Genomic DNA, 12,164 nt, shown 5'->3' with positions numbered 1-12,164 from the left:
ATCTCCTCGTGTACCACGGAGGTCCCTGAAACCCATCATCTACCAGGAACGCAAGAAGATAAAGCTGGTCAGCAAGACGGCGGATAATGATGACAATGTATTCATGCGGGACGAATTCCTGTACGGCGCGGACGGCCGCAATAACGTAGGCTACGGTTTCTGGCAGATGGCTTATGGCAGCACCGGGGAATCAAGCTAAGGGAAGGGAACAGACATGGCATATTGTGAGGCAGGGGACGTCATGGACATGCTGAAGGAGGATGCCATGAACCCTATTATCGGCGACCGGTACATTGAGGACCCCCAAAAACGCCGGGAGATGCTGGAGCCCCTGGCCCGTGAGGCCATCGGGGATGCGGATGCGGAGATAGACGGGTACTTAATGAAGCGGTACCCGGTCCCCATGTCCCCCGTGCCGGCGGTCATCCGGAAGTACTCAAAGGACATCGCGGTCTATAACCTGATTTCACGGGCGGGAATCGATGAAGGGGAACGGGAGAACAACTACCTGACGCGGTATAAGAACGCCATCGCGTTCTTAACAAAGGTGGCAAAAGGTGAGACCGACATCGTGAAGGAAGGCACGGACCCGTCAAAAGCAGCAGCGGAGGGATTCCGGATATCATCCAGCCCAAGGCTGTTTTCCAGGGCAACCATGAGGGGGCTTTAAGATGCGGATGACCACAACCCTGTCCGGGGATTTCCCGGAGCTCCAGAAAAAGCTGGCGGGCCTGTCGGGCATAAACCGGTCCGCACTGATGAAGGACGTGGCGGAGGGGCTGCGGTCCACCACCATGGACCGGTTCCGGAGCAGGAAAAGCCCGGAGGGGAAGCCCTGGCCTGTCTCCCTGCGGGAACAGGAGGGACAGGGCATCACGCTGACCCAGACCACCCGCCTGAAGCAGTCCATCCGGGCCATCGCGGATTCCACCGGAGCGGCGGTGGGGACCAATACCATTTACGCGGCCACGCACCAGTACGGGGATGAGAGGACCATCCGGGCCAAGAAGGCAAAGTACCTGAGGTTCCGGTACAAGGGTGTGTGGGTCACGGCAAAGAGGGTGACCATCCATATCCCTGCAAGGCCATTTTTAGGGATTTCAGATGAGGACCTGCAGGAAATCCGAAGCGAAGTGGAATACGCAGTCAGGAGGGCCTGATGAGACGGGAAAAGGAATACCTGAAGGAATGCCTTGAAAAGGCAGGAATCAAAAATGAAGTGATTACCACCTGGAAACGGCTGCAGCTGAAGACGGACAGCCATGTGGGAGCGGTGCTGCGGGAAGGCCAGACCATCACGCGAGACGGCTCAAAACGCAACTATGAAGACCAAAACGGGGTTCGGTGCGTGCGGACCAAGGTCTATGCCGTGGACACCCGCTTCAAGGTGGTCATCGGGGAATATTCGGAGGAGGCCTGTGAGGCCATCTTCCTGGCGTTCTTAGAAGCGCTGGGACAAGGAATCCGTCTGGATGGAAACTATGTGGACATTGAACTGGGAGAGGTGGAGTGGGTCGATAAGGAGGACAGCATCCTGAAGGCCAACATCGCATGCCAGATACCGGTCACCTTCCACGGGGGCATTTACCGGGATGACAAAAAGAAAGCGGCATCGGTCGGAGGAATCCGGCCGGCCTGAGAAAGGGAAAGGAAAAAGGCAATGGCAAAGGAAGAAAAGGGGACGGGCGCGGAGACCGCAGCAGAACCGGCTGTGCCTGTCCATGAGACCATAGAACACTGGTACAACGTGCACGGCACGGGTCCGGCCGTCTACGCCGGCACCCTGTGCCTGAAGGGCTGGAGGCCCGGGAAACAGGTGACGGAGCAGGAATACCTGGAAGCCGTCACTGCATTTAAGGAGGGACCCATGGCAGGAACGGGAGGAACAAGATGAGCTTGAGGGACGTGACATTTGTTGTGGAGGACGGGAGCCTGGGCAATTCCGGAAGCACCGGGACCGGGGTCCACGTAAAGATTGGGGCTTCCCCGGTTGAGACAACGGTCCCCATCCTGATTACAGGGAGCATGAAACCGGAGCAGATGAAGGAAAAGCTGGGGCTCAGCCCCCTGGCGGACGCCTGCATTGACAGCGTTGAGAACGGGGCATCCCGGATTTACTGCGTGCCGGTCCGTCCGGAGACCGCAGGTACCAACGGGGAGGTTGCCCACAGCGGGACGGGGGGAGGGACCGTAAGCGTAAGCGGGACACCGAACAACGCATATGATATCATCCTGAAGATAACGGAGGACGGACCGCCCAATACGGCAGCCTTCTGCTGCTCCGTCAATGGCGGATACAGCTACGAAGCGGAGGAGACCATCCCGCTCAGCGGGAAGAAGGAGCTTGCCGGTACCGGAATCACCCTTACATTTGCGGAAGAATTCAAGGCAGGGGATACCTACCGGTTTTCAACCACGGCCCCGGCCGTGAGCAACAGCGCGGTCCTAAAGGCGGTGGAAAGCCTGTATAACAGTGACCTGGACTTTGAGTTCATCCATGTGGCCGGGACATCCGCGAAAGCACTCTGGGCCTCCCTGGCTGCCAGTGCGGAACTGTTCCTGTCCCTGTACAGACGCCCTGTGTTCTTCCTGTGTGAGGCACGTAATAAAGGGGCGGAGGAAAGCCTGGATGAATATACCGCCGCGCTGAAGGCGGAGGCCAAGGGGATAGACAGCTATTACGTCCAGGTGTGCAGCGCCTGGTCCCAGTACACACGCTGGGACGGCCGGGAGCAGTGCATCAACAACGCCGGGATTGTGGCGGGGCTGTACGGGATAGCCGGCGTGGCCCAGTCCATAGGCCGCGTGGATACCTTTTCCATCTCGGAGGCCAAGATGACCCGGCTCATGCCGGAGGGCATTGAGGACCATATCAGCGAGCTGGATGACGCCGGCTACCTGACCTGGCGTAAGTACTACGGCATTGACGGATGCTATGTAAACAACGCGCGTGTGCTGTGCCGCGAGGGCAGCGATTACCGGTATGCGGAGCATGTGCGCGTACTGAACAAGATGATACGGGAAATCTACAAGCGGGCTGTCAACATGGTGCAGATGGATATCAGCGCCTCCGATGACATGGAGACGGATATCAACAACATCCTGGAGACCCTGAACATCCCCCTGGAAGACATGGCGGAGGCCGGGGAACTGTCAAGCGGTTCCGTGTCCATTGAGGACCTGGAGCATGTGAACATCCTGCAGGATGAGCGCCTGGACCTGGTGATATCCTTTGTGCCGAGGGGGTATGTCCGGGAATTCCGGTTCAGCCTGGCCATGGAGAACCCATACAGGAATTAGGAGGGGACTGGGAAATGGTCAACGGAAAGGTATACAGCTGGGAGGACATCACCATCAATGTCCCGGGGCTGGAGGAAATCGCCATCACGGAGATATCCTATGACTTTGAGCAGGAAGCGGAGCTCATTTACCGCAGGGGAGGCGCACCATGCGGCTATGGGACCGGAAACAAGAAGAATACGGTGAAGGTGGTCATGGGGCGTGAGGATTACAACGTGCTGTTAGCCTGGTGCAAACGGAAGGGAAAGACCCTGTCCCGCCTGCTGCTTGACAAGATAACCGTATCCTATGCCAATGAGGACCAGGATACGGTGACGGATGTCTTAAACAAGGTCATCCTTAACAAGCACAGCTTTTCCGCAAAGCAGGGGGATAAGGAGAACACGGTATCCCTGGACGGTTTTGCCTGCCGTGGCGGGAAGTTAAACGGCGTGAATTTCTAATTATAAGAAAGAGGAGAAAGAAATGGAAGCAAAGGAACTGAGAGAGCAGCTAAAGGGGACGGATGAGAAGTATTACGAGGTGACCGTCACCCTCCAGGTGGATGACGAGACGGAGGAGGACAAGACCTATTTCTTCCGTAAACCCAAAACCCCATCCTACGACCGGTACTTAAAGACGGTCCAGACCTCAAACAGCAAGGCCCTGACGGCATTCTGCCTGGATAACATCCATCCGGACCAGCGGGAGACGCTGGAGGCGGACTTTAAGGAGTACCCGGCCATGGCATTGTCGGTTGGGGAGAAGCTGCTGGCCATGCTTGGCCTGTCAAAGGCGACCGCAGTAAAAAAGTTATAGAGGATGCGCAGGGGGAACTGGAGGCGGACTTCGTGGGGACCAGCCGGCTGCTCATCCATATGTACCTGCCTTCCGGCATGATACCGGGAGAACTGGACGGGATGGACGCGGATGACTTCATCCGTCTGGCGGGCCTGGCCAGGTGCGCACGCCGCTGGCGGCAGGATGACCTGGAACAGGGATTCACCCGGGCACTGGGAAACCTGTTCCAGGAATAAAAAAGCCCCAGTCATAGAAAGACCGGGGGCTTGCCTGTCAGCCTGGAGCGGTAAAAACGCCATGCGTTGTGGAAATCCCGTCCCATGGAGAAGGGCCGCCTGTCCTTGGGGAGATGGGCACAGGCCCACCACAGATAGGGACCACAGAACAGGAGATATGCGGTGACAAGGACGGCCATGACCACAAGGTACAGTGACAGGCTGACGGCCAGTATGAGTGCCATTATGAGCCAGAGCCCATGGAACATACAAGCGCCTCCTTTCCAAACACATCTTTATACCATCATCATAACATAAGCGAGCCCGTGACACAAGGAGGAACGAACCATGGGGATGGAATCTGTTTATAAGCTGAGCGTGGTACTGAACATGGTGGACCAGCTGACCGCCCCCATGGGGAGGGCGTCCCAGAACCTGGGTTCCCGCCTGTCGGGCCTGCAGTCCGGTTTTGGGATGGCGGCCCTGGCCGGAGGTGGGATGACGGCGGCGGGCGTGGGAATCACAAACGGGATGATGAAGATTGCCGGTTCCACCTTCGAGACCCAGGATGCCCTGGCAGAGCTTAAGTCGCTGGGAATCACAGACCTGAAAGCGGTGGAGGATGCGGCCAGACAGTTTTCAGACACCTGGGCCGGGACCACAAAGGCTGATTTCATCACAGCCGCCTATGACATCAAATCGGGCATCGCGTCCCTGACGGACGAAGGGGTGGCGCAGTTCACGGAGCTGGCCGGCCTGACGGCCAAGGCCACCAAGTCCACGACCGGGGAGATGACCTCCCTGTTTGCGACCGGGTATGGCATTTATAAAGGGTATTACTCAGAACTGTCAGACCTGGAATTCGGGGAGATGTTTGCGGGCGGTATTGCGACCGCTGTCAAGGCGTATAAGACCAGCGGCTCGGAGATGGCCTCGGCCATCAGCGCCCTGGGAGGGACCGCCACATCGGCCAATGTGCCGTTGGAGGAGCAGCTGTCCGTGCTGGGCATGCTGCAGGCCACCATGTCGGGCAGCGAGGCAGCCACCAAATATAAGGCGTTATTAAATGCCGCCACCGGGGCGGGTGAGAAGCTGGGGCTCAACTTCCTGGACGCTGACAAGCAGCTCAGGAGCCTGCCGGAAATCCTGGGAATCCTGAAAAGCAAGTATGGGGATACCATTGATGCGGTGGAGAAGAAAAAGATAAAAGAGGCCTTCGGCTCGGACGAGGCGGTGGCCGTCATCGACCTCCTGTACGGGAAGACAGGCGAACTGCAGACGGGCATCCTGGATATGTATGATGCACTGGGAGGAGGAAGCAGCGCCGCCCAGGAGATGGCAACGGCCATCAACGCAACGGAATCCCAGAAGTATACGGTGTTAAAACAGCGGTTACACAACGTGACGGAGGAGCTGGGGGTGAACCTGCTGCCGACCGTGAATGACTGGATTGGGAAGGCAGGGCAGGCCGTGGGGAAGGCGTCCGAATGGATTGCGGAGAACCAGGGGCTTGCATCCGGCATCCTGAACGCGGTCCTGTTCCTCGGGATGTTCCTGACCGTGACGGGGAGCGTGACCTCCATCATCGGCATCTTCGGGACGGCGATAACACGGACCATCGGCATGGTGGGCGGCTTAAAAAGCGGCTTTGAGACCCTGCGGATTTACGGGATGTACGCCGCGGATGGAATCAAGGCCATGGGGGCCGGCCTGCTCAACATGGTCCGGCAGGGGATTGCTTCGGCAGCTGCGGCCCTTCCGGGCCTGATATCCAGTGTGTGGGGCTTCACAACAGCCCTGTTAGCCAATCCGGTGACCTGGATTGTCATCGGGATTGCGGCCCTGACGGCCGGGCTTATCCTGCTCTGGAAGAACTGGGATAAGGTATCCGCCTTCATCCAGAACGTCTGGAATGCCTGTGTGGAGAAAGTACGGGCGGGCCTGCAGGCCATGAAGGACTTCTTCTTCAACATTGGCGGCGCGATTGTCTCCACGGTATCAAATGTGTTCAACCGGGTCCGCGGGGCTGTCAGCAGCCGGATGGAGGCGGTCCGGAACGTGATGGGCAACGTGATGGGGGCTGCGGTCGGGACTGTCAGACAGAAGCTGGACAACATGAAAAATGCCTATGAACAGAATGGCGGGGGCATACGTGGGATTGCGGCTGCTGCGGTAGAGGGCGTCAAGGGCTACTATACGGCAGGTTTTGATTTCCTGAATACATTGACGGGAGGAAAGATGAACGGCATCAAGGAGCTGTGGAGCCAGGGCCTGGCAAAGGTCCGTGGTGTGGTGGACGGGGCAGTAGGTCTGTTCAAACAGTCCGGCACCAAGATAATGGAGACCTTTACCGAAGGAATCCGTTCCGCCGTGAACAAGCCGGTGGAGGCGGTGAAGGGGGCCCTGTCCAGAATCCGGCAGATGCTGCCCTTTTCCGATGCGAAGGAGGGACCCCTGTCCCAGCTTACCCTGTCCGGCCGGCGTGTGTTTGAGACCATCCATACCGGCATGAGCCAGACGGCCTCCCTGCCGGCGGATACGGCGAGGGACGCATTCCAGGCACTGAGTGATGAAAACCAGGAAGGAGGCGCGGCTTTTGCCAGGCTGTTGACCGGAGGGAAGGAAGAAAGGAAACCGTCCGGCCAGGGAAACATATGGAGCCAGAGGCAGCAGGGAGGCGGGACCGTCATCCAACGCCTGGAGCTGCATGTGTCCCTGGAACGGCTGAAGGACCTGCCGCTCTTATTCAAGCTGATTGACGACATCAAGGAAAAGACCAACGGGAACGTATCGGTCACGCCTGCATAGAAAGCGGCTGGGAGGAAGGAAGAATGCTGTACATAAAGGATACATCCATGCTGGTGGCGGGGGTGGCCGTCCCGGGCCTCGTAAAGAAGCTGGAGATAACCGGGGCCGCCGTGATTGACGCGGTGACGGATGACAATAACGTGACCCTGGGCTACCAGCCCAATGGGTACGAACCGCTGAAGATGAATGTGGACCTGCTGCTGGAACCCAGTGCCGGGGAAAGCGTTGAGGGCATGGTGCAGACCATCCAGCTGCTGTTCAAGCCGCCGGGGCAGACGGCTGCCATACCGCTGCCGGTGGTGAACAGCCAGGCCGCAGCCTGCGGTCTGAACCTGGTGTATTTTAAAGGAATCGACCTGTCCAAGAAGACGGAAAACAGTTATGGGGAGGCAGCGCTGGAATTCTGGGAGTGCCTGCCGGTCACCGTGCAGACCAAGGCGGCGGGAAGCGGGAAAAACGCATCCTCCGGCAGCAAGGCAGGGACGTCACAGGCCCAGGGAATCAGTACCGGCTACCAGGAATACCTGAACACACAGAGAGGCCAGGCCCCCAGGATTAAGGATAAGACATCGGAGAGCCCGGCCCGGGATACATAGGAGGTAGCATGGCAGAACGGAAACTGATTACGCCACGGTTCCGGATAACCGTTGGGGACCAGGTATTCACGCAGGGAATCCGTGTGGAATGCCATTCCAGCCGGAGGGAGCAGTGCAGCTGGGCCACCTTGGAATATGACCCCGGTTATGCCGGGCTCCTGGACCTTGCATCCATGGCCCCGGCCCAGGTGGAACTGGGCTATGACGGGGATTATGACACGCTCTTAACCGGATACATGGCGGACGGCCAGGCATTGGGGCCTTACCGGATACTGGACGATACACTGTTCCTGAAACGGACCTACGTAAAGGAGACCTTCCTGGACTGCTGTCCGCAGGATATCATCCGGTTCGGCCTTGGAAGGGCCGGGATTGCGGATTACCGCCTGTCCGATACCATGTACCCCAAAAAGGATGTGGTCCCGGTCCCGCGCATGAATGTGGCGGAGCTTATCCAGGAGGTGGGCCGGGTCTGGGGTCTGGAGGCATCCTTTTATTTCCGGTCCGGCCGGTTTTTCTGGGGGACCGGGGAAGAGCAGACGCTTATCTATGTACTGGAGGAAGGGAAGAACATCCTTTCCTTCAACCAATGGAACGGCGGTAACGAAATCAAGACCATCGGGGTCCCGTGGATTCACCAGGGAGAGCGTATCCGGATAAGACACCGGAAGTTTGACGGGGAGGCCCTTGTGACCTCGGTCCGGGTGAAGGCGGATGAAACGGGAAGCGTGAGGATGTATGTATCATTTTAGCTGGAAGGAAGGGGATTCAAAATGGCCGGTTTTCTTGACGAATTTGTCAAACTGACGGTGAATGAGACCATAGGGACAGACTATCCGCATATACGCCATCCGGCCCTGTACCAGGCAAAGGTGATGGAAGGGACCGTGAAGGATGGGGCATCGTATGTGACGCTGCGGCTGCTGAAGGAAAACGGGGAGACGGATGAAGCCTTTCCCGCGATTCCTTATATAAGGACGGAGCAGGTCCTGAAGAAAGGGGATGTAGTGGCAGTCGGGCTTTTATATGGGCAGTGCCGGCCGTACATCCTGGGGAGATGCTTATGATACTGACGGAAACGGACCTGATGTTAGACGATACCGGGCAGCCGGTCCCCCTGGCATCGGGAGAGGAAGCACTGGCGGGCGGCCTGGACTGTTTCCTGCAGGACATCCGCCTGGAGGCCCTGACCATGGAGGGGGAATGTTTTTTTGATTCCGATTACGGATGGTCGCTGTTGGATTTCTGCCACCGGGAGATAGGCGAACTGGAGGAGCTGCAGATAAAGAACCGGGTCACGGAAAAGTTAAGGAAGCGGGATGAAATCAACCCGCACAGCATTGGGGTTGGCGTGTCCCGGATGGGGGATGACATAGTGAACATCCATGTGGGATTTAAGATTGCAAATGAGGATGTGTCCTATCAGATGGACCTGGAACTGGACGGGGCGGAGGTGAAACTCGTTGATTGATGAAAGCATTCTGGATGAAATCATACCGGTCCCTGATGCCGATACAAAGATGCAGGAGCTGAAGGAGGAGCTGGCGGCGGAAGGGTTTACCATCACCAAGTGGGGCAGCGGAGGCGTCTTTTACTGGCTGACACGTATCTGCGTGCAGATACACATCGAGCTGCTCCGTCTGGCGCGGACCATCCTGAACAACCAGTTCCTGCGGCATGCGGAAGGCAGGTGGCTGGAACTGAAGGCGGCGGACTTTTCCAAGTTCCGGAAGGCGGCGACCCGGACCCAGGGATATGTGACCCTTGTCAGGTCCGATTACGGGCAGGCCCTGACCGTGACGAAGGGACATATGTTCAAGACGGCCCCGGACATCAACGGGGATGAGCTGGTCTACTACACGTTAGAGGATACGGTGATACAGGCCGGCCAGGCGGAGGGCAGCGTGCTGGTGGAGGCGGAAGCGGCCGGAGCGCGCTACAATGTGAGTGAGGACCAGATAAGGGTAAGCATGATATACCTGGAGGGCGTGTCGCAGGTCACGAACCGGCAGGGATGGATATATTCCGAGGGGGCAGATGAAGAGAGCGAAGCCGGCTTACGCAGCCGGACCCTGTCCAGCTGGGAGGAACTGTCCACCAATACCACATCGGCCAAGCTGAAGGCAGCCGTGGAGGCCATCCCGGGTGTGATGTGCGCCTACATTGATGACCAGCATCCAAGGGGGCAGGGAACGGTGGATGTGATTGTGGTGGGGACGGCGGGGGAAGCCAGCGAGGAGCTGGTGCGCAAGGCCCAGGCGGCGGCGGACCAGCTGAAGGATAATTACGAGGACTACCTGGCAAAGTCCGGAACCATCACCTATCAGGATGTGGACATCACCCTGTACCTCAAACAGGGGGCAGGGGTGACGGATGTGGAGGAAACGGCCCGGTCCCTGATAGCGGGGGCCATGTCCCTGTCCAACCGGACGGACTTCAACTTATTCTTACAGGATGATATCCGGTATGTGCTCCGCCAGAGCATACCGGACTACCGTAAGACCGTATTCACGGCCCCCGCAGTGGATGTGGAGCTGCCGGCCGGGAATGTGGTCATGCTGGGGAGTATCACGGTCAAGGTAAGGAACACATAGGAGGGACGCCATGCTGGAGACATTCGGGGAATATATGTATTATCTGCTGTCCACGCCCTTCAAACAGGCAAGGAAGGCCAGGAACCAGTGGTATATCTATTTCAAAGTGACCGGGCGGCTGTTCGATGAAAACAAGACCATGCTCCGGCGGGCACGGGAGGAAGGCATGGTAAGGACAGCCAGCCCACGGATGCTTCCGGAGCATGGCCTGGACCGGAAACTGACGCGCTATGAGGGCGAAACCTGGGAAAACTTCCGGGTACGGCTGATGATGTATGCAGACACCTGCCGGCTTGGCGGGACGGAGGTGGGCACGCTCCAGGCGGTGCGGTCCCTGGGCTTTACCGATGTGGAGATGGTGCCGGCGTATGAACTGGAGGGCAGCCGGGAGCACTGGGCGGAATTTTATGTCATCCTGTCCCGGGATATAGATGATTCCTTTGACCTCGGCCATGATATCATCCGCCGGGAGGTACGGCGGGTAAAGAAGGTAAGCGGGCTGGACCGTTACCGTTTCCTGTACCGGATTCAGGACGCAGGACTGGAAGAATGCATCCGCCCCCATGACATCCTGATACGGGCGGAGATGCGCTGGTATAACAATAACATCCTGAACGGGGAGCACGACAACGATGGAAGCATCCATCATGACAATGTGATTGGAAACCACCTGCCCTACCTGCACATACGCAGCCGGATGGAGGAGGATGAGGAGGGAAGGCTGACATGTACAACCTGGCATCACTGGAGAATCCATGATGGGAGCACGTACAATGATGGAGCCAAACATATGGATGCACAAGTCATAGAGGAGGAAATCTGATGGCAAGTACAACGATAACCAAGTTGAGTAAGAATAAGATACTGAAGGCCAGGGCGGGCATCAAGGCATTGCCGGCAGTCACACAGATGGCATTTGGGAACGGCGCGGACGGGACGCCATCAGAGGATGATAACACCTTGAAAAACGAGCTGTTACGGAAGGACCTGAGCAGCATCGAGCAGGTGACGGACACCAACTTCCGGTATATCTGTACCTTATCCAGGGAGGAACTGGCCAACACGTCCATCAATGAGATGGCATTGTGTGATGCGGAGGGTGACCTGGTGATGATACGCACCTGTTCGGACAAGAACAAGGATGATGACGAGGAGATGACCTTTGCGTTTGACGATATCTTTTAGGAGGCAGGGAAGATGGCGAATTTTGAGATAAATGAAGAACAGGCGGCGCTCATCCGGGAGTTGAGAAAGCTGGAAACCTCAGACCCGGTCCACGCGGATGTATACAATGCCCTGTTCGGGAAGCTGATTAACAATGATGCATTCCTGGAGCGGCTGGCAAACAAGATGATAGAAAAAAGCATGTTGTGCCATGTGCTGGACAGCGTCAACACACAGCAGGTCCTGGCAGCGGATGTGGGACCCAAAATCACGAAGATAACAGACGGGCTGCAAAAAAGTATTAGTGGGCTCAATACGGATTTAAGTAACAGGTTTGCGAGCAGAGTTGCTGACTGCAATTTCCTTACTGAGGGTAAAAGCGAGACGGTAGTAATGGCAATTTGGGATAATAATACACTCAATACACCATATAAGCAGGGAGTCAGTGGATTTGGTAATGGCTTTGTTATCGGTATGTCTCTTGAGCTTGCCTGGGCTATTCAGGTTGCTTTTGCAGTGTCAGATACTAACTTGTTTGTCCGAAGTTATACTCTTGCTGGAATCGGTTGGACCGGTTGGCGAACTATATAATTGAAAAGGAAAGACATCCTGCATACCTCCCTGCACCACAGGGATTTGCAATGATATCCTTTTTATTTAAGTAAAACGGCATAGAAATGTCGCCGTTTTCCCAGCCTGTAATGCGC

General features: G+C 57.1%; 19 protein-coding genes. 18 read left to right on the top strand and 1 reads right to left on the bottom strand.

Translation table 11 applies throughout. From position 1 onward, the window contains the following. From HMPREF9469_RS31525 to HMPREF9469_RS23780, 9 genes are all read left to right on the top strand, one after another. Window positions 1-199: Mu-like prophage major head subunit gpT family protein (locus HMPREF9469_RS31525; RefSeq protein WP_007868033.1), on the top strand; the 199-nt coding region annotated here is incomplete at its 5' end. 15 nt (window positions 200-214) lie between these two features. Next, the gene (locus HMPREF9469_RS23815; RefSeq protein ID WP_002593026.1) at window positions 215-670 is read left to right on the top strand and encodes a gp436 family protein; all 456 of its coding nucleotides are present in this window, start codon (window positions 215-217) and stop codon (window positions 668-670) included. Between the two features lies 1 nt (window position 671). Continuing rightward, window positions 672-1,160 (top strand): phage virion morphogenesis protein, encoded by a 489-nt coding sequence (locus HMPREF9469_RS23810; protein ID WP_002594541.1) that lies wholly within the window; start codon window positions 672-674, stop codon window positions 1,158-1,160. Then, entirely contained in the window at window positions 1,160-1,639 is a 480-nt protein-coding gene (locus HMPREF9469_RS23805) for a hypothetical protein (RefSeq protein ID WP_002594542.1), read from the top strand. The genes HMPREF9469_RS23810 and HMPREF9469_RS23805 overlap by 1 nt, the downstream gene beginning before the upstream one ends. Window positions 1,640-1,660: 21 nt before the next feature. Beyond that, window positions 1,661-1,894, top strand: a complete 234-nt coding sequence (locus HMPREF9469_RS23800; RefSeq protein WP_002594543.1) for a hypothetical protein — start codon at window positions 1,661-1,663, stop codon at window positions 1,892-1,894. Continuing rightward, window positions 1,891-3,300 carry a DUF2586 domain-containing protein gene (locus HMPREF9469_RS23795; protein WP_002593030.1) on the top strand — a complete coding sequence of 470 codons (1,410 nt, stop codon included), beginning with the start codon at window positions 1,891-1,893 and terminating at the stop codon, window positions 3,298-3,300. The genes HMPREF9469_RS23800 and HMPREF9469_RS23795 overlap by 4 nt, the downstream gene beginning before the upstream one ends. 14 nt (window positions 3,301-3,314) lie before the next feature. Beyond that, the gene (locus HMPREF9469_RS23790; protein WP_002584815.1) at window positions 3,315-3,743 is read left to right on the top strand and encodes a hypothetical protein; all 429 of its coding nucleotides are present in this window, start codon (window positions 3,315-3,317) and stop codon (window positions 3,741-3,743) included. A gap of 22 nt (window positions 3,744-3,765) precedes the next feature. After that, window positions 3,766-4,098, top strand: coding sequence for a DUF6848 family protein (locus HMPREF9469_RS23785; RefSeq protein WP_002593031.1), 333 nt, complete (start codon window positions 3,766-3,768; stop codon window positions 4,096-4,098). 32 nt (window positions 4,099-4,130) lie between these two features. Continuing rightward, on the top strand, window positions 4,131-4,316 hold the full coding sequence (locus HMPREF9469_RS23780) for a hypothetical protein (RefSeq protein WP_002593032.1): 186 nt from the start codon (window positions 4,131-4,133) through the stop codon (window positions 4,314-4,316). A gap of 11 nt (window positions 4,317-4,327) precedes the next feature. Here HMPREF9469_RS23780 and HMPREF9469_RS23775 read toward each other — a convergent pair whose 3' ends face one another. After that, window positions 4,328-4,564, bottom strand: a complete 237-nt coding sequence (locus HMPREF9469_RS23775; protein ID WP_002572712.1) for a hypothetical protein — start codon at window positions 4,562-4,564, stop codon at window positions 4,328-4,330. Window positions 4,565-4,643: 79 nt separating this feature from the next. Between HMPREF9469_RS23775 and HMPREF9469_RS23770 the strand changes: the two genes are divergently transcribed. The 9 genes from HMPREF9469_RS23770 to HMPREF9469_RS23730 are packed head-to-tail and all read left to right on the top strand — an operon-like array spanning window position 4,644 to window position 12,048. Further along, a complete protein-coding gene (locus tag HMPREF9469_RS23770; RefSeq protein WP_007868014.1) occupies window positions 4,644-7,103 on the top strand; it encodes a phage tail tape measure protein in 2,460 nt (819 codons plus the stop codon). Between the two features lie 23 nt (window positions 7,104-7,126). Continuing rightward, window positions 7,127-7,699: a hypothetical protein gene (locus HMPREF9469_RS23765; protein ID WP_002593034.1), complete on the top strand. Its 573-nt coding sequence runs from the start codon at window positions 7,127-7,129 to the stop codon at window positions 7,697-7,699. Window positions 7,700-7,707: 8 nt separating this feature from the next. Further along, entirely contained in the window at window positions 7,708-8,451 is a 744-nt protein-coding gene (locus tag HMPREF9469_RS23760) for a hypothetical protein (protein ID WP_002593035.1), read from the top strand. A 21-nt stretch (window positions 8,452-8,472) separates the two neighbouring features. Then, entirely contained in the window at window positions 8,473-8,766 is a 294-nt protein-coding gene (locus tag HMPREF9469_RS23755) for a hypothetical protein (RefSeq protein ID WP_007868010.1), read from the top strand. Next, window positions 8,763-9,170 carry a hypothetical protein gene (locus HMPREF9469_RS23750; RefSeq protein WP_002593036.1) on the top strand — a complete coding sequence of 136 codons (408 nt, stop codon included), beginning with the start codon at window positions 8,763-8,765 and terminating at the stop codon, window positions 9,168-9,170. Before HMPREF9469_RS23755 ends, HMPREF9469_RS23750 begins: the two co-directional genes overlap by 4 nt. Next, window positions 9,163-10,293 carry a baseplate J/gp47 family protein gene (locus HMPREF9469_RS23745; RefSeq protein ID WP_002593037.1) on the top strand — a complete coding sequence of 377 codons (1,131 nt, stop codon included), beginning with the start codon at window positions 9,163-9,165 and terminating at the stop codon, window positions 10,291-10,293. The genes HMPREF9469_RS23750 and HMPREF9469_RS23745 overlap by 8 nt, the downstream gene beginning before the upstream one ends. A gap of 10 nt (window positions 10,294-10,303) precedes the next feature. Further along, on the top strand, window positions 10,304-11,116 hold the full coding sequence (locus HMPREF9469_RS23740; RefSeq protein WP_002593038.1) for a hypothetical protein: 813 nt from the start codon (window positions 10,304-10,306) through the stop codon (window positions 11,114-11,116). Next, on the top strand, window positions 11,116-11,478 hold the full coding sequence (locus tag HMPREF9469_RS23735) for a phage tail-collar fiber domain-containing protein (RefSeq protein WP_002593039.1): 363 nt from the start codon (window positions 11,116-11,118) through the stop codon (window positions 11,476-11,478). The genes HMPREF9469_RS23740 and HMPREF9469_RS23735 overlap by 1 nt, the downstream gene beginning before the upstream one ends. 12 nt (window positions 11,479-11,490) lie before the next feature. Next, a complete protein-coding gene (locus tag HMPREF9469_RS23730; protein WP_002595064.1) occupies window positions 11,491-12,048 on the top strand; it encodes a hypothetical protein in 558 nt (185 codons plus the stop codon). Window positions 12,049-12,164 lie beyond the last annotated feature (116 nt).

Origin of the sequence: [Clostridium] citroniae WAL-17108, from assembly GCF_000233455.1 — a bacterium.
In the GTDB taxonomy this organism is placed as follows: domain Bacteria; phylum Bacillota; class Clostridia; order Lachnospirales; family Lachnospiraceae; genus Enterocloster; species Enterocloster citroniae.
This window is presented reverse-complemented; position numbering and strand designations above follow the sequence as displayed.